20 protein-coding genes are annotated in these 19,600 nt (G+C 53.6%); 12 read left to right on the top strand and 8 right to left on the bottom strand.

All coding sequences use genetic code 11. The features are described 5' to 3' along the window. Positions 1-356: 356 nt before the first annotated feature. Complete coding sequence (locus HMPREF9371_RS10585) at positions 357-1,019, bottom strand: Maf family protein (protein ID WP_040660520.1); 663 nt, start codon at positions 1,017-1,019, stop codon at positions 357-359. A gap of 110 nt (positions 1,020-1,129) precedes the next feature. On the opposite strand from HMPREF9371_RS10585, the gene dnaJ reads away from it, so the two are divergent. Beyond that, a complete protein-coding gene (gene dnaJ / locus HMPREF9371_RS10580; RefSeq protein ID WP_009120149.1) occupies positions 1,130-2,257 on the top strand; it encodes a molecular chaperone DnaJ in 1,128 nt (375 codons plus the stop codon). 46 nt (positions 2,258-2,303) lie between these two features. Here dnaJ and HMPREF9371_RS13730 read toward each other — a convergent pair whose 3' ends face one another. From HMPREF9371_RS13730 to waaC, 4 genes are all read right to left on the bottom strand, one after another. Beyond that, positions 2,304-2,450 carry a lipoprotein signal peptidase gene (locus HMPREF9371_RS13730; protein WP_083814016.1) on the bottom strand — a complete coding sequence of 49 codons (147 nt, stop codon included), beginning with the start codon at positions 2,448-2,450 and terminating at the stop codon, positions 2,304-2,306. 141 nt (positions 2,451-2,591) lie between these two features. Next, entirely contained in the window at positions 2,592-3,521 is a 930-nt protein-coding gene (locus HMPREF9371_RS10575) for an electron transfer flavoprotein subunit alpha/FixB family protein (RefSeq protein ID WP_009120147.1), read from the bottom strand. Between the two features lie 10 nt (positions 3,522-3,531). Then, on the bottom strand, positions 3,532-4,281 hold the full coding sequence (locus HMPREF9371_RS10570; RefSeq protein ID WP_009120146.1) for an electron transfer flavoprotein subunit beta/FixA family protein: 750 nt from the start codon (positions 4,279-4,281) through the stop codon (positions 3,532-3,534). 125 nt (positions 4,282-4,406) lie between these two features. Further along, on the bottom strand, positions 4,407-5,378 hold the full coding sequence (gene waaC, locus HMPREF9371_RS10565) for a lipopolysaccharide heptosyltransferase I (RefSeq protein WP_009120145.1): 972 nt from the start codon (positions 5,376-5,378) through the stop codon (positions 4,407-4,409). A 58-nt stretch (positions 5,379-5,436) separates the two neighbouring features. Here waaC and HMPREF9371_RS12675 point away from each other — a divergent pair, with 58 nt between their 5' ends. Together HMPREF9371_RS12675 and lpxC are read left to right on the top strand one after the other, a co-directional pair. Then, positions 5,437-5,574 (top strand): hypothetical protein, encoded by a 138-nt coding sequence (locus HMPREF9371_RS12675; RefSeq protein ID WP_009120144.1) that lies wholly within the window; start codon positions 5,437-5,439, stop codon positions 5,572-5,574. 171 nt (positions 5,575-5,745) lie between these two features. Next, positions 5,746-6,663, top strand: a complete 918-nt coding sequence (gene lpxC / locus HMPREF9371_RS10560; protein ID WP_009120143.1) for a UDP-3-O-acyl-N-acetylglucosamine deacetylase — start codon at positions 5,746-5,748, stop codon at positions 6,661-6,663. Between the two features lie 68 nt (positions 6,664-6,731). On the opposite strand, the gene HMPREF9371_RS10555 is transcribed toward lpxC, so the two are convergent. Together HMPREF9371_RS10555 and HMPREF9371_RS10550 are read right to left on the bottom strand one after the other, a co-directional pair. After that, positions 6,732-7,481 (bottom strand): dienelactone hydrolase family protein, encoded by a 750-nt coding sequence (locus HMPREF9371_RS10555; RefSeq protein WP_009120142.1) that lies wholly within the window; start codon positions 7,479-7,481, stop codon positions 6,732-6,734. Between the two features lie 328 nt (positions 7,482-7,809). Then, on the bottom strand, positions 7,810-8,763 hold the full coding sequence (locus HMPREF9371_RS10550) for a D-2-hydroxyacid dehydrogenase (RefSeq protein WP_009120140.1): 954 nt from the start codon (positions 8,761-8,763) through the stop codon (positions 7,810-7,812). Positions 8,764-8,904: 141 nt separating this feature from the next. On the opposite strand from HMPREF9371_RS10550, the gene HMPREF9371_RS10545 reads away from it, so the two are divergent. The 4 genes from HMPREF9371_RS10545 (at position 8,905) to HMPREF9371_RS10530 (ending at position 12,329) form a co-directional block, all read left to right on the top strand. Then, positions 8,905-9,135, top strand: a complete 231-nt coding sequence (locus HMPREF9371_RS10545; protein WP_040661143.1) for a DUF2061 domain-containing protein — start codon at positions 8,905-8,907, stop codon at positions 9,133-9,135. Between the two features lie 83 nt (positions 9,136-9,218). Next, a complete protein-coding gene (locus HMPREF9371_RS10540) occupies positions 9,219-9,545 on the top strand; it encodes an FKBP-type peptidyl-prolyl cis-trans isomerase (RefSeq protein ID WP_009120138.1) in 327 nt (108 codons plus the stop codon). Between the two features lie 134 nt (positions 9,546-9,679). Beyond that, on the top strand, positions 9,680-11,533 hold the full coding sequence (locus HMPREF9371_RS10535; RefSeq protein ID WP_009120137.1) for a ribonuclease catalytic domain-containing protein: 1,854 nt from the start codon (positions 9,680-9,682) through the stop codon (positions 11,531-11,533). Positions 11,534-11,876: 343 nt separating this feature from the next. Then, the gene (locus HMPREF9371_RS10530; protein ID WP_009120135.1) at positions 11,877-12,329 is read left to right on the top strand and encodes a phosphatase PAP2 family protein; all 453 of its coding nucleotides are present in this window, start codon (positions 11,877-11,879) and stop codon (positions 12,327-12,329) included. 167 nt (positions 12,330-12,496) lie between these two features. On the opposite strand, the gene HMPREF9371_RS10525 is transcribed toward HMPREF9371_RS10530, so the two are convergent. Continuing rightward, entirely contained in the window at positions 12,497-13,072 is a 576-nt protein-coding gene (locus tag HMPREF9371_RS10525) for a DUF2238 domain-containing protein (protein ID WP_232203102.1), read from the bottom strand. A 388-nt stretch (positions 13,073-13,460) separates the two neighbouring features. Between HMPREF9371_RS10525 and HMPREF9371_RS10520 the strand changes: the two genes are divergently transcribed. From HMPREF9371_RS10520 to HMPREF9371_RS10500, 5 genes are all read left to right on the top strand, one after another. Further along, positions 13,461-15,209, top strand: a complete 1,749-nt coding sequence (locus HMPREF9371_RS10520; RefSeq protein WP_232203101.1) for a M48 family metalloprotease — start codon at positions 13,461-13,463, stop codon at positions 15,207-15,209. A gap of 246 nt (positions 15,210-15,455) precedes the next feature. Beyond that, positions 15,456-16,211: a nitroreductase family protein gene (locus HMPREF9371_RS10515; RefSeq protein WP_009120132.1), complete on the top strand. Its 756-nt coding sequence runs from the start codon at positions 15,456-15,458 to the stop codon at positions 16,209-16,211. Positions 16,212-16,322: 111 nt separating this feature from the next. Then, a complete protein-coding gene (locus HMPREF9371_RS10510; protein ID WP_009120131.1) occupies positions 16,323-16,586 on the top strand; it encodes an acyl-CoA-binding protein in 264 nt (87 codons plus the stop codon). A gap of 176 nt (positions 16,587-16,762) precedes the next feature. Further along, positions 16,763-18,598, top strand: a complete 1,836-nt coding sequence (gene glmS / locus HMPREF9371_RS10505) for a glutamine--fructose-6-phosphate transaminase (isomerizing) (RefSeq protein ID WP_009120130.1) — start codon at positions 16,763-16,765, stop codon at positions 18,596-18,598. A gap of 111 nt (positions 18,599-18,709) precedes the next feature. Further along, positions 18,710-19,513, top strand: a complete 804-nt coding sequence (locus HMPREF9371_RS10500; protein WP_009120129.1) for a YoaK family protein — start codon at positions 18,710-18,712, stop codon at positions 19,511-19,513. Positions 19,514-19,600: the final 87 nt, after the last annotated feature.

Here is a 19,600-nt window from a genome sequence, read left to right as displayed (position 1 = left end):
TTACTGACATCATGCAAATTGAAAAAATCTATTATCTAGGCCTTGCTTTAGCGCTGTCGATGTCCATGTTGCTCAGTCCGTTTTTTTATGTCCGTCTCCGCAAAACCGCCCGCCCGCGACCAACTGCTGCTGGTTGGGGTAAAGTGTGGTTGGCGAACCTATTGACTGTGATTATGGCATTCCTTGTTTGGCGGTGGCTTCGTGCCCAATAAAACGTAACATGCTGCTTAAATCAAACAGTAGGTGCATTTCTGCATTGTGCGTTTATGCTTTAGGGCATACTGCTCACTCTCGCTTAACTACTTATTGATATGTTTGTCCCACGGGGATTCCTAGCGTTCACACTCGCTGCGCTGCTATGCCTTGAACGGCATCCACACCTGGGATTTTGTCTTGACAAAGGTCTCAGAATATCGGCCGCTCGCCAAAGCAGGCAGACTGACCCCTAAATCGGCCAGCAAAGCAGTGGTTTCAAACACCGGCAGCCCCATCACGCCGGTAAAGCTACCGGCCAAATGCCGGACGAACACACCGCCCAAACCTTGAATGCCGTAAGCACCTGCTTTATCCATCGGCTCGCCGCTGGCCAAATACGCTTCGATTTCCGCCGCTGTCAGGGTTTTAAAATGCACATCACTCTGTTGCAGCACCGACTGCATTTTTCCCTGCCGGCTCACACATACTGCGGTAAAGACCTGATGCACCGTACCGGATAAAGCCTGCAGCATGGCCCGTGCATCTTCCCATGATTCGGGCTTGCCCAAAATCCGACCGTTCAAAGCCACGGTGGTGTCTGCGGTCAGCAAAGGAACGGAATCATCCAAACCTTGCTGTCGCGCTACAATTTGTGCCGCCCGGTTTTTTGCCTGTGCCAAGCGCAAAGCATATGGGCCGGGGGCTTCATCAGAGTAAGGCGTTTCATCGATTTCAGCCGCCACCCGCAACACTTCAAACCCCAAAGACAACAAAATTTCCCGCCGCCGCGGGCTGCCGGAAGCCAGATAAAGCAAAGCAGACATGGTCACATCTTCCAAAAATCGCCAAGGCTACCTGAAAAAAACGGCGACGTCTTGTTTTTCCCGTTTTCGCCCTTATTTGCGGCGCAAATCCGTTTTCAAGCGAAAAAACCATGAGCAATCAAGACTACTACCAAGTGCTGGGCGTGGCCAAAGGAGCCAGCGACAGCGACATCAAAAAGGCCTACCGCAAACTGGCCATGCAGTACCACCCGGACCGCAATCCCGACAATAAAGAGGCCGAAGAAAAGTTTAAAGAAGTACAAAAAGCCTACGATATTTTGTCCGATCCTGAAAAACGGGCCCGCTACGACCAATTCGGCCATGCGGGCGTTGATCCGAATATGGGCGGCGGCGGTGGATTTGGCGGTTTTGGTGGCGCGGGCGGCTTTGATTTCGGCGACATTTTCAGTCAAATGTTCGGCGGTACCGCGGGCGGTGGCGGCCGCCAACAAAATTTCCAGGGCGCCGATTTGCGCTACGACATCGAAATTACCTTGGAAGAAGCCGCAGCCGGCGCCAAGAAAAAAATCACCATTCCCACACATGAAGAATGCGATTTGTGCCATGGCAGCGGCGCCAAGCCGGGCACATCGGCCACCACCTGCTCCACTTGCGGCGGCAGCGGCGTGGTGCACGTGCGCCAAGCCATTTTCCAACTGCAACAAACCTGCCCCACCTGTCACGGCACCGGTAAACAAATCAAAGACCCTTGCGTCAAATGCCACGGCGCAGGCTTGGTGAAAACACGCAAAACGCTGGAAGTAAACATTCCGGCCGGCATCGACGACGAGCAACGCATCCGTTTGGCCGGCGAAGGCGAACCCGGCACCCACGGCGCGCCTTCCGGTGACTTATACGTAGTGGTGCACATCCGCCGCCACGATATATTCGAGCGCGACGGCATGGATCTGCATTGCGAGCTGCCGATCAGCTTCACCACCGCTGCTTTGGGCGGCGAAGTGGAAGTGCCCACTTTAGACGGCCGCGTCAAGCTCAACATCCCCAAAGAAACCCAAACCGGCCGCCGCATGCGGGTAAAAGGCAAAGGCATGAAATCGCTGCGCTCTTCCGCAACCGGCGATCTCTATTGCCATATTGTGGTAGAAACGCCGGTCAACCTCACCGACCGCCAAAAAGAGCTGTTGGAAGAATTTGAAAAAATCTCCACCGGTTTGGACCGCGCACAAACACCGCGCCAAAAATCGTTTATGGACAAGCTGCGCGATTTATTTGATTGATCGGCTTTCCAATCAATTGCTTGCTGAAACAGGCTACCTGAAAATTTCAGGTAGCCTGAGACCTTTGCAAAACCCCCAGATGTGGATGCAGTTCAAGGCGTAGCAGCGCAGCGAACGCAGACATATCATGCAGATAGGCAAGTGAGTGAGCAGCGCACAACGCAGAAATGCGCCGCAGATGGGGGTTTTGCAAAGGTCTCAGCCTGTTTTTGCTTAGGGTATATAGTCAGAAAACATTACCAGATTTTTCTCACCCAAAACCGCTCCGCAAATAACTGATACAAAAAGCCGGGAAATCCCGGCTTTTCATTTGATGGTTTCACATGAAACATTTTTACAGCGCTTCTACCAATTCAGGCACCGCAGTAAACAAATCGGCTACCAAACCATAATCGGCAACATTGAAAATCGGCGCTTCCGGGTCTTTATTGATGGCCACAATCACTTTGCTGTCTTGCATGCCGGCGATGTGCTGGATGGCACCGGAAATGCCCACGGCAATATACAGCTCGGGCGCCACCACTTTACCGGTTTGGCCGACTTGGTAATCGTTCGGCGCATAGCCGGCATCCACTGCCGCACGGGAAGCACCGATCGCAGCACCCAATTTGTCGGCCAAGGGGGTAAGCACACTGTTGAATTGCTCGGCATTGGCCAATGCACGGCCGCCGGAAACAATGATTTTGGCTTGGGTAAGCTCAGGACGGTCGGATTTGGTCAGTTCACGGCCCACAAAACGGCTCAAACCTTGTTGAGCGGTCGCTTCTACGGTTTCCACCGCAGCATTGCCGCCTGCGGTAGCCGCCGCATCAAAAGCAGTGGCACGGAAAGTCAGCACCAGTTTGGATTCGCTGCTGTTCACGGTAGCGAACGCATTGCCGGCATAAATGGGGCGGACAAAAGTTTGGGCATCCACCACTTCGGTCAAATCGGATACTTGCGAGCAATCCAATAACGCGGCCACACGCGGCAGCAGGTTTTTGCCGAAAGCGGTGGCAGTGGCGCCGATATGGCTATAGTCGCCGGCCAGCTTCACCACCAAGGGTGCCACTTCTTCCGGCAAACTTTCGGCATAGTGGGCGGCATCCGCCAGCAATACTTTGGCCACGCCGGCTACCTGCTTGGCCTGGTCGGCCACGGCGGCAGCGCCGTTGCCGGCCACCAATACATGTACCTCACCCAATTTTTGCGCCGCAGTAACCGCGTGCAGGGTGGCGGGATTGAGTTTTGCGTTGTCGTGTTCGGCAATAATCAATACGGTCATGGCTTTCTCCTTAAATAACCTTGGCTTCGTTTTTCAACTTGGCCACCAATTCGGCCACACTTTCCACTTTAATGCCGGCACTGCGGGCTTTGGGTTCGGCTACTTTCACCTGATTCAAACGGGGAGCGGCATCCACGCCCAAATCGGCCAAGGCGATTTTTTCCAAAGGTTTTTTCTTTGCCGCCATGATATTGGGCAGCTTCACATAACGCGGCTCGTTCAAACGCAAATCGGTGCTGATCACCGCCGGCAGTTTCAAAGCCACGGTTTCCAAACCGCCGTCGATTTCGCGGGTAACCGACACTTCGCCGTCGCCCACTTCCACTTTGCTGGCAAACGTACCTTGCGGCGCATTCAAAAGGGCAGCCAACATTTGTGCCGTTTGGTTGGCATCGTCATCAATCGCCTGTTTGCCCAAAATCAGCAGCTGCGGCTGTTCTTTATCCGCCACGGCCTTCAGGCATTTGGCTACGGCCAAAGGCTCCAATTTGGCGTCGGTTTCTACATGGACAGCACGGTCGGCACCCATTGCCAATGCGGTACGCAGGGTTTCTTCGCATTGCTTCACGCCCAAAGACACCACCACGATTTCGCTGACTTTACCGGCTTCTTTCAAACGCACGGCTTCTTCTACGGCGATTTCGTCAAACGGGTTCATGGACATTTTGACATTGCCGATGTCCACATCGGAACCATCGGCTTTCACACGCACTTTGACATTGAAATCAACCACGCGTTTTACGGCAACCAGTGCTTTCATGCCTTCTCCTTATTTGTTGAATGGAAAGTAAAACCAATACGGTAACAGCGCTCTATTTTGCCCACTCCTGAAAGATAATGCAAGTTTGCCTCATGAAAATGTAAACGTCGACCGCCAAAACGCTTTCAGGTAGCCCCGCGCGTTTTTTCCGCCTCAGACAAAGCTGAAAAAACCTCATTAACAGCCGGAATTTTTCCAATACCGCCCAAATTAAAAGCCCAAGGTGAAGTTTGGACGCCGGTTTTTGCGGGATCGGTATCGGTGTAAATCCCGATTAAGGGTTTGTCCAAACCATTGGCCAAATGCAGCAATCCGGTATCCACACCAACGACACCGGCCGACTGCTGCAAAACATAAGCCGTTTGCAATAAATCCAAACGCCCGCTTACCCAGGCGCCGGGAATTTTGCCTGCCAAACGCAGTGCCCGCTGGCGTTCTCCCTCGTTTCCCCAAGGCAGCCAAACACCTGCGCCGTCTTGCTCATGCAATTTTTTCAACAACGCAATCCAATGTTCTTCGGGCCAAAGTTTACTGTCTCGGCTGGTGGCGTGCAGGGCCACGCGGAAATGTTGCGGCAATTCGGAAACAATGGCATCAGACGGCAATTTTATGCCGAAATTGACTGCTTTATCGAAAGAATAGGAAAAAACCTTGGCGAACAATTCCCTGTTGCGCCAAACCGCATCGCGACCTTTGGCTACCTGAAAACCTTGTCGGTAAAACCAAGCCGTTATTCCTTCCCGAGCGCTGTGTTGATCAAACCCTTTTACGGGTGCCTTCGCCATGCGGGCAAACAAAGCGCTTTTCAATAAGCCTTGGCTGTCTAAAACAAAATCGTAGGCATTCGTTTCCAATATTTGCTTTAAAGCGTAAATTTCTCGGCGAACCGCTCGGTCAAACAGATTTTTCCGCCACATCCGCCAACCCATCGGAATCGTTTTCCGTACAAAGGGATGTAAACGGGGAATATCTGCAAAAGCAGTTTCCGTCAGCCAATGTAATTCAATTTCAGGCTGATGTAGGGACAAATCCTGTATTGCAGGCAAGGTATGAATCAAATCGCCCATACTGGACAAACGGACCAACAGAATTTTCATATAGCAGATAAAATCAGTTTTCCAAACGCAAAATTATAGTTTTATTTAAGAAATAAAAATGATGAATTTAATGATAAGAGCAGGGAAATCTGTGGATTATTCACATAAGATTATGTTTAAAAATATATTTATTGATTTAAAACCTGTGATTTTGTTTGGGAAAACCAGAAGTATTGAAGTGGAAACCGGTAGATAAATCAGTAAAGCGTTTAACGGGATGTGGACAATTGCCCGCTAAAACACATCGCGCTAGCAAACCGATCGCTAGGCTACCTGAATCATAGGTAAATTTAATCAAACCCTCAGGCAAGCCGGAAGCTTTTCACGTATGATTCGGCGAGATTAAAGTTATGCAGGAAAAATAACGATGCAACAACGCACTTTAGCCAAACCGGTCAGCGTTACCGGTGTCGGTTTGCATTCCGGAGAGCGGGTGGCTTTAACGCTTTATCCGGCAGCGGAAAACAGCGGCATTGCTTTCCGCCGCAACGATTTGTCCGGCGAGCAGGCAGAGGTGATTGCCCTCAATCCTTATCTGATCAACGATACCCGTTTGTCTTCTACCGTGGTAACCGAACGGGGTGTGAGGGTGGGCACCATCGAACACATTATGTCGGCTCTGGCGGCTTACGGCATCGACAATGTATTGATTGAGTTGAATGCGCCGGAAATTCCGATTATGGACGGCTCGAGCCTGCCGTTTATCTATTTGCTGCAGGATGCCGGCATCGTCAATCAAAAAGCCGAAAAACGCTTTTTACGGATTCTCAAGCCGGTGGAAGTGAAAGAAACCGGCAAGTGGGTGCGTTTTTCGCCATACAACGGTTTCAAACTGAGTTTGACGATTGAATTCGACCATCCGGTGTTTAACCGCAGCCATCCCACTTTTGAAATCGATTTTGCTGGTGCTTCTTATATCGATGAAATCGCCCGTGCGCGCACGTTTGGTTTTATGCAGGAAGTGGAAATGATGCGTGCGCACGGTTTGGGCTTAGGCGGTAATTTGAATAATGCGGTGGTGATCGACGATCATGATGTATTGAACCCGGAAGGTTTGCGTTATCCCGATGAGTTCGTGCGCCATAAAATTTTGGATGCCATCGGCGATTTGTATATTGTCGGCGCGCCGATCATCGGCGCTTTTGAAGGCTACAAATCGGGCCATGCCATCAATAATGCCCTATTGCGGGCGGTATTGGCCGATGAAGGCAGTCATGAATGGGTCACTTTCCCGCATAACGAAGGTTTGCCCGATGCTTTCCATGCCCTGCCTAAGGCGGCTTAAGGATTGGATTTGAACAAACAGCAGGCTACCTGAAAACATATTCAGGTAGCCTGCTGTTTTGCTTGCTTTTAAATGTTTTTTGCCAACCAATCCAACATATTTTGCCAAGCTTTAATGGCGGCGGTTTCGTGATAAGCCAAATCTACGCCGTTTTTTTCACCGTTGGCAGTGGCTTGCGGATTGGTGAAACCGTGTTTGGCATCTGGGAAAACATCTATTTGATAGATGACTTCGGCAGCATCCATTTCTTCACGGAAAGCGTCCAAACTTTCCATACTCACCATGCTGTCTTGGCCGCCGTGCTGAACCAACACTTGGGCTTTCACCATGCCGGGCATGGCGGGAATAGCCGGGGTCAGGTTGCCGTGGAAGCTGCATACCGCTTTGAGGTCTGCACCGCGTCTGGCCATGTCTAAAGCCACTTTGCCGCCGAAACAAAAGCCGATGGCGGCAATACGGTTTTCATTCACTTCGGCTAGGTTTTTTACCGCTTGCAGAGCCAAATTGGTGCGTTCAATCAAAGTAAGCGGATCGGCCAATAAAGCATTCCTATTTTCATTGGCTACGGCGGCATCGTCAGTCAATAAAGCCTCACCGTATAAATCCACCGTCATGGCTGCGTAACCTGCTTGGGCCAAACGCTCTGCACTATGCTTGGCATGTTCGCTCATGCCCCACCACTCAGGAAAAACCAATACGGCCGATAAACCGCTCACCGCATGTTGGGGCAAACACAGACGGCTTTTCAGCACAGTACCGTCCTGAGCGGTATAAGCGAGTGTACGGCTGATATAAGGCAAACGATGTTCTGTGGTCATCAAATTTCCTTTCTTGTTTTATAGGATCAGATGGAGGCAGGCCGATGGATTGTACGACAAAAAGAAAATTCAAATAAAAATAATAAGAAAAATTTTAGGGATAATAATAATAAGCAGGCCGGATATTGGCAGATAAGTTCATTTTCTTAATGTAAATAAGCGTCTTATTGAAAAAATAAACTGTGCAAACCTTCTGTTTAAAAGGTGGAAAATTGTGGATAAGTTTTCTGCTTTGCCAAAAACCGGGGATAACCCGGCTTTCGTAAACAGTGAATCGTCTGCTTTTCCTGTTCAGGTAGCCTGAATAGCGGAATTTTCCAAGCTTTGTTTACACCACGATGTTTTGTGCTTCTCCGCGCACAAAAGCCCGGATATTGTCGTTGAGCATTTCGAACAAACGCTGCATGGCTTCTTGGCTGCCCCAAGCCATATGTGGGGTAACGATTAGATTCGGCAGACGGGTGTTCAGCAGCGGATTGCCGTTTTTAGGAGGCTCTTCGCTCAAAACATCGAAGCCGGCGCCGCCCAGTTGGCCGTATTTGAGCGCCGCCACCAAAGCCTGTTCGTCCACCAAACCGCCGCGGCCGACGTTAATCAGTATGGCCTGCGGTTTCATCATTTTCAGTTCGGTTTCCCCAATCATATGGCGGGTATCTTCGTTGAGCGGACAATGCAGGGAAAGCACGTCCGCTTGTGCCAAAACTTCTTCAAATTTCAGGTAGTCCGGCCGGATGGCGCCCGCATGTTTGTGATCGCCAAAAATCACCCGCATACCGAATGCTTCGGCGCGTTGGGCCAAAGCCCGGCCGATGCCGCCGCGCCCGAATATGCCCAAAGTTTTTCCGTTTAAATCGCGCATGGGCGCGCCGAAGTAAAAGGCATGGGGTGAGGAAGCCCACAGTCCGGCGGCCACGTCGCGCTGGTAGGCAGGCAATTGACGCATCAGGGCAATCATCAGCATGAAAGCGTGCTCGGCTACCGAATCGTTACCGTAACCTCGGATATTGCATACCGTGATGCCCCGTTCGCGGGCGGCTTGGATGTCGATGTGGTCGTAGCCGGTAGCGGCTACCGCAATCAGTTTCAATTGCGGATTGGCCGCCATGTGTTCGGCGGTGATGCTGACTTTATTGCTGATGGCGATGTGGGCGCCGGCTAAGTGGGCGTCGGTTTGTTCTGGAGAAGTGCTGGCATGTAGCACCAATTGATGAGGAAAATCAAGATGGTAATCTTGGTTGATTAAGGTGTCTTGATCCAAAGACACCACGGTCAGCGTCTGCATAAATTTCCTTTGACTATTTAAATTTTATTTCTGATAGATTTATTAAAACAAAGAATAGAAAATTCCAACTGTATTGCCGGTGGCGAAGACGGCATCATGGCGGCCGTAAATTATGAAAGCAATCATTCGGATAATCAATTTATGTTGAAAACTTTAACCTTCGCGGTTTTGCATTTCGGTGTGGCGTTTACCATTGCTTATGTTTTAACCGGCAGCATCGGCATCTCCAGTGCTGTTGCTTTAATCGAACCCTTGGCCAATACGGTGGTGTTCTATTTTCATGAAAAAGCCTGGCAGCGTTTCGGCAAAAAAGAACAGCTGGCACAAGCGGAGAAGCATCGTTTCCCCTTGCACCAATGCGTGGGTAATTGAGCCGGTATGAACAGATTCGGCAGCCGGGCCGGTTTCGGTTTATAATCGCCGCCATTTGGTAAATCATTGTTTGGAGAAATCAGATGGATTTGATTATTGAAGATTTGCAAACCGGTAGCGGCAAAGAAGCGGTGAAAGGGAAAGACATTACCGTTCATTACACCGGCTGGTTGACCGACGGCAGCCAATTTGATTCCAGTTTATCCCGTAAGCAGCCTTTAACCATTACCCTAGGCGTCGGCCAGGTGATTCGCGGGTGGGACGAAGGCTTTAGCGGCATGAAAGAAGGCGGCAAACGCAAGCTCACCATTCCGCCGGAAATGGGCTACGGCGCCCGCGGTGCAGGCGGGGTGATCCCGCCGAATGCCACTTTGGTGTTTGAAGTCGAATTGCTGAAGGTACACGATTAAACCGATTAGGTTTCACGTGAAACATGATGGCCGGTTTTGTTTCCTACGGCCGGCCGGGCTTTATGCTAAAATCCGTACCTCTTTCAATTTCTTTCAGGTAGCCTGCTGAGGGCTACCTGAAACTGTTTGCAGCAATGAATATTTTTTACGAAGAAAGCGGCCAGTTCAAAGTGGCTTCTGTGGTGCAGAAAAACGACAGCACTTACCAGGTGGATACGCAACACGGCAAACGAACCAAAGTTAAGGCAAACCATGTTTTTGTTGAGTTCGAGATGCCCTTGCAAGATTTTTTGGCTCGGGTTGAAGCCGAAGCGGCAGAAATCGACACCGACTTATTGTGGGAAGTATGCGGTGAAGAGGAGTTTTCCGCAGGCAGCATTGCCGAAGAATATTTCGGTCATCCGCCCAGCCAAATCGAATTGGCCGCTACTTTGATGGCTTTATATGCGGCCCCGATGTATTTCTACAAAAAAGCCAAAGGTGTGTTCAAAGCTGCTCCCGAAGAAACCTTAAAACAAGCTTTGGCCGCCATTGAGCGCAAAAAACAGCAAGAAGCGCAAATCGAAGCATGGGCGGAAGAATTACAAGCGGGCAGTTTGCCGGCCAGCGTGGCTGCGGATTTGAAGCAGATTCTGCATGCGCCGGACAAACAGTCCCTTACTTACAAGGCCTTTACCAAGGCTGCGGAGGCTTTGAAAATTTCCGCCTACCAATTGGCCAAACAAACCGGCGGCGTAACATCCGTGCCGCAATATTTGTTGGACGGTTTCACGGTTAAGCATTTCCCCAAAGGCACGGCGCTGCCGCCGCTTGAGATGCCGACTTATGCCGAATTGCCGGCGGCGGAAGGCGTCACGGCTTTTTCGATTGACGACGAAAGCACTACCGAAATTGACGATGCGTTATCTTTGCAAGATTTGGCGGGCGGCGGCAAGCGGGTCGGCATTCATATAGCGGTGCCGACTTTGCTGATGGCGGCCGACAGCCCGATTCAGGCGCTGGTGAACGAGCGGCAGAGTACGGTGTATTACCCGGGCGGCAAAATCACTATGTTGCCGGATAATTGGATTGCTGCTTTCAGTCTCGATCAAGGCGAACGCCCCGCCTTGAGCATCTATTTTGATGTGGACGAACAGTTTCAGGTAGCCTCGCCGAATATCCGCTTGGAGCGGGTGCAGATCGGAGCGAATCTGCGCATCCAGCAAATCGAATCTTTGTTTAACCGACAAAGCGGTTTGCAGGCCGAAAACGGGGAGCAGTTTGCCCATCATCACGATTTATGCTGGTTTTACCAATTTGCCCTCGCTTTGCAAAAACAGCGTAACCGCTATGATGCGGATCAGCCGCCCCAATACGACTACGGCATTGAGTTCGACGAAAACGGGCAGGTACGCATCAGCCGTCGCGAACGCGGTGCGCCGATCGATACCCTGGTTTCCGAAATGATGATTTTGGCCAACAGCACCTGGGCCAAAATGTTGGACGATCACGGCTTGCCCGGCTTGTTTCGTGTTCAGCCGACCGCAGGCAAGGTGCGCATGAGCACCAAATCTGAAGCGCATATCGGCATGGGCGTGCAACATTACGGCTGGTTTACTTCGCCTCTGCGGCGGGCGGCCGACTGCATCAACCAGCAGCAATTGCTCGGTTTGATCAGCGAACATTTCGAGCCGCGCTTTACGCATAACGACAGCATGCTGTTTGCCGCTTTGCGTGATTTCGATACGGCTTATGCCGCCTATGCAGACTTCCAACGTCAGATGGAGGCTTATTGGAGTTTGGTGTATCTGCAGCAGCAAGGTGAGCGTGAGTTGCAGGCGGTGTTGCTGAAAGACGATTTGGTACGGATTGAAGGCCTGCCATTATTGGGGCGCGCCGTCGGCATTCCGATCGATATTCCGCCGAAAACCCGCCTGAAATTGGGCATTACCGATTTGGATGCCGATAAACAGCTGTTGGGGTTGAAATACCTAAATCCAGTGGTCTGAGTATCAGGCTTGCCTGGATTTGACAGCTTGAGTGGCTGAAGCAGATGGGCCGCCGCCTGTTTCAGCATTTTATTGGCTGGCCAGTTGTTATGCACGATCCGGGATTTTGTGCCGCTGATTTTTCTTTCGTTTGCCCTGCTTCTTTTTTTGCCTGCACTCAAGTAGACTATCGAATCTATTATGCTGAAACTGAAAGTCCGTTCTGATTCCAGTGGATGGTATGTTTCAAATCTATTTCAGTCCCGAATATCGCCGTGGATGCTTTGAATACTTTCAACCGTTGGCTGTTTCTGCAATTGAATGCAGACCATGATGCCATACCGCTTACATTGTTTTTGCCGTTTTGTGCGCGGAATATCTGATTATTCTGTTTTTCCTGGTGTTGTTGGGCTATCTTTTGCTGCGCCACCGGGCCAATCCGCAAGTGTGGGCTGCTTTAATCTTAAGCTTGGCAATCGGTGCCGCCGCTGCTTATCTGATTCGTAAAGGCTGCTACCATCCGCGCCCTTTCGCTTTGCCTTTGGGCACCAATTTTCTGCCCCACGAATGGTCCTCTTCATTTCCCAGCAAACACGTCACCGCCATTGCCACACCTGCTTTCAGTTTGTGCTGGTTACCGGCCACCCGTCGATTTGCTTGGTTTGCCGTGGTCAGCATGCTGTTGGTGGCATGGTCGCGGATTTATTTGGGCGTGCATTGGCCAATGGATATTTTCGGTGCCTTTTTCATCGGATTAACGGCTGCTTGGATGGGGCAGGCCGCAGCGAAAAAATTACCGGGTAAATTATTTGCCTAATAGGCGCTTGCTTAGGGCGTGTTGCAGCACCCTAGTTGCGCTGCTATGCCTTGAACTGCATCCACATCTGAGGGTTTTGTAAAGGTCTTAGTCTAGGGATAAAAACATTTCAGGTAGCTTTATAGGCTACCTGAAATGTTTTTATTGCTACTGGCAAATAAAAAGAATCAGCCATTTGAAACAGGAGAGGCGAGTTGTCGGTCTGGCCGCACCAGCAGATAAATCAGCAAAGCAGTCAGTGCGCCCAAAGTATCGGCCAGCATGTCTTTTTGTGCGTCCCAGATATCGCCTTGTGAGCCGAGAAATTCAATACCTGCATTGCCGCCTTCGAGTACGGCATATTGCCACTCAATAATTTCATAGGCAGCTGCTACGCCCATGATGAAAAACAGCGAGAAGAAAAAAGCCAAGTGCATGCTGCAGGCGCGCCGCCGCATCAACCATTCGGCCATCGGATAGGCATAAAAGCCGATGATGTAGTGGCCCACGCGGTCGAAATGATTGCGGCCTTCGCCCAATAGCGGCGACAGTAGCCGGTTGGCCCAATCAAACGGTACGTCGGCAAAAGTGTAATGGGCGCCTACCGTATGCATCAGCAGCCAAAAACTCATCAAGACATAAGCTAAATTGCTGAAGCGGAAACGGCGGTAAGTCAGCAGCAGGGCACCGAATACGCCGAGAACCGGCAGTATTTCGGCCCACCACACCGCACGGCTGGTGGGTTGGATGCCAGACCAAATCATGATTCCGGTCAGTAAGGCGGCCAAGGCTGCCGGGAGAAGGGGATTGGGGGAAGCAGTATCCGTATAACGATGGTCCATTTGCTTATTCTTTCTGGGTCGGGATGATGAAGCCATGATCGGGCAAGCGGTTTTCAGGTAGCCCCAAGCAGGGCGAAACAGGAGAAATAGAGGAAACAGAAGCGCGGGAGCCGAGTCGAAACCTATGCTCAAGCGCATCATACGCTTTATTGTGCTTGGCCGCTTGATGCCTTTGCCAGCCCCATCTGCGGCGTATTTCTGTGCCGGTTCTGCCCTAGGGTAGGTTTGCCCGTTTGGCCTTGGCCACGGCTTCGGTGATATGATGGGCCATTCCGTTTTGTGAGCCTTATCCGCCATGCGCTTCTTCAGAATGCAAAACCAAGCCCGTCGCCGCAGTAGGCGTTTAGTGGGCTGGTATTGCCTGGCTTTTGCCGGAACGGTGGTATCGGTCAGCGCAGTTCTGGGCACCCTGATCGCTTGGCTGTCGCCGCATGAGCAGCTGTGGTGGCATTATGCTTTGCCGGGCGCACTGTTTACCGCGATGACAGTCGGCTTGAGTCTGCACCGCTTGCGGCAAATCGATGATGACGGATCTGCGGTGGCCAAAGCCTTAGGCGGCGAGCGGCTGCAGTTGCAACAGGCCCATTTTCTCGAGCGCCGGCTGCTCAATCTGGTGGCGGAAACTGCGGTGGCGGCGGGTTTGCCGCCGCCTCAAGTGTATTTGCTGCGCCGCGATCACAGCATCAATGCGTTTGCAGCCGGCCGTAGCCCCGAGTGTGCGGTAATCGGTGTGACTTACGGCGCTTTGGTGCAATTGAAGCGTGACGAACTGCAAGCCGTGGTCGCCCATGAATTCAGCCATATTCTCAACAGAGACACCCGGCTCAATCAACGCCTGAGCGGTTGGCTTTACGGCTTGCAGGGCATCAGCAGCAGCGGCCGTTATCTGCTGTACGGGCGAGATGACACCGCGGACGACTACCGCCGGCGAAAGAATGTAGATAACCATCCTTTCGACAATGCGGTGGAAATTTTTTTTCAAAGCCTGCCTTGGTATATACCCGGCGGCCTGTTGCTGGTTTTGGGAGCGGCCGGCAGTTTGTTTGCCTCTTGGGTGCAGGCAGCGGTGTCCCGGCAGCGGGAATTTTTGGCCGATGCCGCCGCAGTTCAGTTTACCCGCCAAACGGAACCCTTGGTCGAAGCCTTGCGCAAAACCGCGCTTGCCGGCGGTCACCGCCTGCATTCCCCCCATGCGCCCGAATATGCGCATATGTTGTTTGCCGGGCTGTCTTATGCCCGTTTGGCGGCCACCCATCCACCGCTGCTTGAGCGCATCCGGCGGCTGGATCCGGTGGCGGCCCGCCGCTTGGCTCCCGAATTGGCCGAACACGATGCCGTTGTGTTCGCACACACGCCGTTTCACCGCTTGGCACCGCCCGGCCAGCCCTTGCCGGAGCATGCGCTGGCGGCCGAGCAAAAGGAAACCGAATACCGCCGCTGCGAAGCCATGATGCAGTCGCGCATCCGCCGCCACCGTGTGTTGCCCGGATTGAAGATGTTGCCGGCCGATTGGCAGGCGGCCGCTTATGACGGAGAACGGGCCACCGCCGCCCTTTTGTATCTGTTCCAAGCACACAGGCTACCTGAAAAGCTGCTGCTGGCAGCCGGCACCCCACTTTTTGTCCGGCAACAGTTGCGGCAATTGGCCAAAGCCACGCTGATGCCGGATGCCGAATTGCTTGAACATGTCTTGCCCGCCTTTGTGATGCAGCCGCCCGCTGCGCAACAGGCTGCCTTGGATCTGATCCGTATTGCTTTGCGCCGGCAAGTGCACACAGCCGATACCGCCTATCTGTGGTTGCTGTTGAAAGCCTATCTGGCACCGTTGCCCCAGTCCGGTAGGCTGGCCGAGCACCCTGTCGCCGCCGGCTTGATCAAGGCCGAGCAATTGTCGGTGCCCGAGCTGCAAACCGCTTTGAAAGCCGCTTTGCTGCTGAACGAACCAGGCAAAAACGCCTTATTGCAACCTTTGGCGCAGCGCCTGCCGGCCACCCACCCCCTGCTGTGGCGCCTGCTGTGCGTACGCTTGGACATGGCTTCCTGGCATTTCGGCGTGTGAAGGGCTCGCCGATTTTCAGGTAGCCTGAGCCTGAGACCTTTGCAAAACCCCCATCTGCGGCGCATTTCTGCGTTGTGCGCTGCTCGCTCGCTTGCCTATCTTCATGATATGTCTACGCTCGCTGCGCTGCTACGCCTTGAACTGCATCCACATCTGGGGGTTTTGCAAAGGTCTCAGCCCTTTGTTCATTGGTGGGGCTGCCGATGCACCCTTTCCGAATATCTTCATTTCTACCGAGAGCCCGTGATGAATGCCGTAATCGATACCCTGTTGAACCACCGCACCTATCGTGAATTTGATCCGACCGCCGCCCTATCCGCCGAAGAAGTTTCTCTGCTGTTGGCGGCGGCTTGCCAGGCGCCGTCTTGGATGAACGGCCAGCATTACACCATTCTCCGCATCACCGATGGCGAATTGCGCGGGCGCATTGCCGCCGCCCAGCCGGCCAACCCGCAAATCGCCACCTGTGCCGAATATTGGCTGTTTATCGGCGATGCCCACAAAGCCGAACTGGCCAGCCGCGCTTATGCGGGCAGTTTTGCCGCGGTCGGCACGGTGGACACGCTGATCACCCTCACCACCGATGCTGCTTTGGCCGCCCAAAATGCCGCCACTGCTGCCGAAAGCCTCGGTTATGCGACCTGTTTTACCGGCGGCATCCGCCTGATTGCCCCCCAGCTCACCGAATGGCTGGCGCTGCCGCCGCATACCTTCCCGCTGTTCGGCCTGTGCATTGGCAAGCCCGCGGTAACCATGCGCTTGAAACCGCGCCTGCCGCGTGCCGCATCGGTGGCGGAAAACCGCTACCCCGACGACGATACCTTGGCCACCGCCTTGGCCGAATATGAAAGGGTGATGAGCGATTTCGGCGAGGCGCGCGAAAAGTTTCCCTACCGCGAAAAATTCGCCCGCTATTACAGCCGCGAATATGCGCCGGCCAATGCGGCTTTGCTGAAACGGCAGGGTTTGCTGACCCATCCCGACGGTTTGGAAGGTGAATAAAACAACAGCCGCCGCCGTGTTTATGGAACATTTACCCGATTTTTCACATAGGCAAACCGGCGCCGCTGTGCTAAAAACCGTGTTTTCCTAACCCCCGCAAAGGAGCAAGCAATGAGCGATTTGAAACAGCAATTCGAACAAGCGCAACAAGACGTGGTCAGCCTGGCCGAACGCCCCGACAACGCCACTTTGCTGAAACTGTATTCTTTTTACAAACAAGCCACTGACGGCGATGTGCAGGGCGACAAACCCGGTATGTTCGACTTGGTGGCCAAAAAGAAATACGAAGCTTGGGCCGGCTTGAAAGGCATGTCTAGCGAGGAGGCCATGCGCGCTTATGTGGCCGAAGTGGAACGCTTGATGAACGAAGAATAAAGATCTTCCGCATGCAACAGGCTACCTGAAAACTTTCAGGTAGCCTGTTTTCCGGCCGGCGGCTGGTTTGTTTGCCGCCGACTTGGTTACAATTCGCCCCGCCTCCGGCACCAACGCCGGGCGTATGCCGAACGTCGGCGCGCCCGTTTCCTCCAACCGATACTAAGGAACAGATTATGTGCGGTATCGTCGGCGCCATCCGCGCCCATCACAATGTCGTCGATTTTCTCACCGACGGCCTGAAACGCCTGGAATACCGGGGTTACGACTCTTCGGGTATTGCCGTCAACAGCAAAAACAAAATCAAGCGCGTGCGCCGTGTCGGCCGCGTGGCCCTGATGGAAGAAGCGGCCAAAGAAAAAGGGCTGGCCAGCCACATCGGCATCGGCCACACCCGCTGGGCCACCCACGGCGGCGTCACCGAGCCGAATGCGCATCCCCATATTTCCGGCGGCAACATCGCCGTGGTGCACAACGGCATCATTGAAAACTTCGAAGAAGAACGCCGCCGCCTGCAGGATTTGGGTTATGTGTTCGAATCGCAAACCGACACCGAAGTGATCGCCCACAGCGTGGATCACGAATACCGGCAAAGCCAAGACCTGTTTGCCGCAGTGGCCGCCGCCTGCCGCCGTTTCCACGGTGCTTTTGCGATTGCGGTGATGGCGCAGGACAATGCCGAACACATGGTGGTGGCGCGCATGGGTTGCCCGCTGTTGGTGGCCTTCGGCGAAGACGAAACCTTTATCGCTTCCGATGTTTCCGCCGTGATCGCCTTTACCCGCCGCATCGCTTATCTGGAAGACGGCGACATTGCTTTGCTGAGTGCCAAAGGCATGGAAAAGCTGTTGGATAAAAACGGCCAGGCGGCCGAGCGCAAGGTGAAGGTGTCCGAATTGTCTCTCGCTTCGCTTGAGCTGGGCCCTTACAGCCACTTCATGCAAAAAGAAATCCACGAGCAGCCCAAAGCGATTGCCGATACGGCCGAGGTGTTTTTGGGCGGCGGCTTCGAGCCGGAGAATTTCGGCCAAAAGGCGCGCGCAGTGTTCGGCGAAATCGACAGCATCAAAATCCTGGCCTGCGGCACCTCTTTCTACTCGGCGCTGACCGCCAAATATTGGTTGGAAAGCATTGCCAAAGTGCCGGCGGACGTGGAAATCGCCAGCGAATACCGTTACCGCGACGTGATCGCCAACCCCAAACAGCTGGTGGTCACCATTTCCCAATCCGGCGAAACGCTGGACACCATGGAAGCCTTGAAATACGCCCAGTCGCTCGGTCACCAGCACAGCCTTTCCATCTGCAATGTGATGGAATCGGCCCTGCCGCGCGAAAGCGAGTTGGTGTTGTACACCCGCGCCGGCGCCGAAATCGGCGTGGCCTCCACCAAGGCCTTCACCACTCAGTTGGTGGTGTTGTTCGGCCTGGCGGTAACCCTGGGCAAAATGCGCGGCCATGTTTCTTCCGCCCAAGCGCAGACTTATGCGGAAGAATTGCGCCAATTGCCGGGCAGCATCCAGCATGTGATGAATCTTGAGCCGCAAATTGCCGCTTGGGCGCAGAAGTTCGCCAAGAAAAACAGCGCGCTGTTCCTCGGTCGCGGCATTCATTATCCGATTGCGCTGGAAGGTGCGCTCAAGCTGAAGGAAATCACCTACATTCATGCCGAAGCCTATCCGGCCGGCGAATTGAAACACGGCCCGCTGGCGCTGGTGGACGAAAACATGCCGGTGGTGGTGATTGCGCCCAACGACAGCCTGCTGGATAAAGTGAAAGCCAATATGCAGGAAGTGGGCGCGCGCGGCGGCGAATTGTTTGTCTTTACCGACCTCGACAGCAACTTCCATGAAGATAAAGGCGTGCACGTGATCCGCACCCCGCGCCACGCCGGCGTGCTCTCGCCCGTGGTCCACACCATCCCGGTGCAGCTTTTGGCCTATCATGCGGCCCTGGCCCGCGGCACCGATGTGGACAAACCGCGCAATTTGGCCAAATCGGTCACGGTAGAATAAGCTGCCGTATCCGCTCAGAACCTGTTTAAGGCCTTCTGGAACGGGGGCTTTCGCAGGTTTCAAGGGCTGTCGCGAGACAGCCTTTTCCCGTTTCTTTTCAGGTAGCCTGTTATGACCCGGCCTGCTCACCGTTACCGTCTGTCTTTCTGGCAGACCGACAAACCCTATATCCACGAAAGCCCGGTTTCCGACATCCGCTTCCGTCTCTTGGGGGCCGTGATGGCTTTTCTGGCCGGCGCCATCAACGCAGGCGGATTTTTCGCCGTTGGCAGTTATACCTCGCATGTGAGCGGCGAATTGTCGCGTGCGGCGGACATGCTTTATCTGGGCGAGTGGCAGCTGGCACTGACCGCCGCTTTGGTGGTGGCCGGCTTTATCGTTGGGGCCACCCACGGCAGTTGGATGATTTTGTGGGCCAAGCGCCAGCGTTTCCGCAGCAGCTACGGGCTGACCATGTGGCTGGAAGCCCTGTATCTTTTGCTGTTCGGCCTGATGGGCAGCACCTTGTCGGAATTCACCGTGTTTGTGCCGGCCACCCTGTTTTTGCTGTGCGCCATCATGGGCATGCACAACACCGTGATTTCCGTGCTCTCCAACGGCCAAATCCGCGCCACCCACATGACCGGACACGTGACGGATATGGGCATCGAGCTGTCGAAAATGCTGTATTACCGGCACGACCGCAATCCGCGCCTGCCCGATGTGCGTGTGGACCGCACCAAATTCCGCCTGTTGGCCGGCATGCTGCTGGCCTTTGTGCTCGGCGGCGTGGCCGGTGCCTGGGGCATTCACCACATGGGCTATCACTTTACTTGGCCGGTAGCGGCGGTGCTGTTTTTGCTCGGCTTCGGCTCGGTGGGGCACGACGTGCGCCTGCGTTTGGCGGTGTGGCTGCGGCGGCATAAGCGGTATTGAGCGCGGGTTGGCCGGCCGGCAAACGAAAAGCTGCATTCTCGAGGGAATGCAGCTTTTTATTGTTTTCAGATAGCCTGAGACCTTTGC

It is taken from the genome of Neisseria shayeganii 871, assembly GCF_000226875.1.
Taxonomy (GTDB): Bacteria; Pseudomonadota; Gammaproteobacteria; order Burkholderiales; family Neisseriaceae; genus Eikenella; species Eikenella shayeganii.
Note: the sequence above shows the minus strand (reverse complement) of the source record. Positions and strands in the feature narration are given on the sequence as shown.

Bases quoted from the DNA above. Each gene is read 5' to 3' on its own strand.
- dnaJ (WP_009120149.1), top strand. From the start codon at position 1,130: ATGAGCAATCAAGACTACTACCAAGTGCTGGGCGTGGCCAAAGGAGCC.
- HMPREF9371_RS10500 (WP_009120129.1), top strand. From the start codon at position 18,710: ATGACCCGGCCTGCTCACCGTTACCGTCTGTCTTTCTGGCAGACCGAC.
- HMPREF9371_RS10545 (WP_040661143.1), top strand. From the start codon at position 8,905: ATGTTGAAAACTTTAACCTTCGCGGTTTTGCATTTCGGTGTGGCGTTT.
- lpxC (WP_009120143.1), top strand. From the start codon at position 5,746: ATGCAACAACGCACTTTAGCCAAACCGGTCAGCGTTACCGGTGTCGGT.
- HMPREF9371_RS10585 (WP_040660520.1), bottom strand. From the start codon at position 1,019: ATGTCTGCTTTGCTTTATCTGGCTTCCGGCAGCCCGCGGCGGCGGGAA.
- HMPREF9371_RS10570 (WP_009120146.1), bottom strand. From the start codon at position 4,281: ATGAAAGCACTGGTTGCCGTAAAACGCGTGGTTGATTTCAATGTCAAA.
- waaC (WP_009120145.1), bottom strand. From the start codon at position 5,378: ATGAAAATTCTGTTGGTCCGTTTGTCCAGTATGGGCGATTTGATTCAT.
- HMPREF9371_RS10510 (WP_009120131.1), top strand. From the start codon at position 16,323: ATGAGCGATTTGAAACAGCAATTCGAACAAGCGCAACAAGACGTGGTC.
- glmS (WP_009120130.1), top strand. From the start codon at position 16,763: ATGTGCGGTATCGTCGGCGCCATCCGCGCCCATCACAATGTCGTCGAT.
- HMPREF9371_RS10520 (WP_232203101.1), top strand. From the start codon at position 13,461: ATGCAAAACCAAGCCCGTCGCCGCAGTAGGCGTTTAGTGGGCTGGTAT.
- HMPREF9371_RS10550 (WP_009120140.1), bottom strand. From the start codon at position 8,763: ATGCAGACGCTGACCGTGGTGTCTTTGGATCAAGACACCTTAATCAAC.
- HMPREF9371_RS12675 (WP_009120144.1), top strand. From the start codon at position 5,437: ATGATGAATTTAATGATAAGAGCAGGGAAATCTGTGGATTATTCACAT.
- HMPREF9371_RS10535 (WP_009120137.1), top strand. From the start codon at position 9,680: ATGAATATTTTTTACGAAGAAAGCGGCCAGTTCAAAGTGGCTTCTGTG.
- HMPREF9371_RS10525 (WP_232203102.1), bottom strand. From the start codon at position 13,072: ATGATTTGGTCTGGCATCCAACCCACCAGCCGTGCGGTGTGGTGGGCC.
- HMPREF9371_RS10540 (WP_009120138.1), top strand. From the start codon at position 9,219: ATGGATTTGATTATTGAAGATTTGCAAACCGGTAGCGGCAAAGAAGCG.
- HMPREF9371_RS10555 (WP_009120142.1), bottom strand. From the start codon at position 7,481: ATGACCACAGAACATCGTTTGCCTTATATCAGCCGTACACTCGCTTAT.
- HMPREF9371_RS10515 (WP_009120132.1), top strand. From the start codon at position 15,456: ATGAATGCCGTAATCGATACCCTGTTGAACCACCGCACCTATCGTGAA.
- HMPREF9371_RS10575 (WP_009120147.1), bottom strand. From the start codon at position 3,521: ATGACCGTATTGATTATTGCCGAACACGACAACGCAAAACTCAATCCC.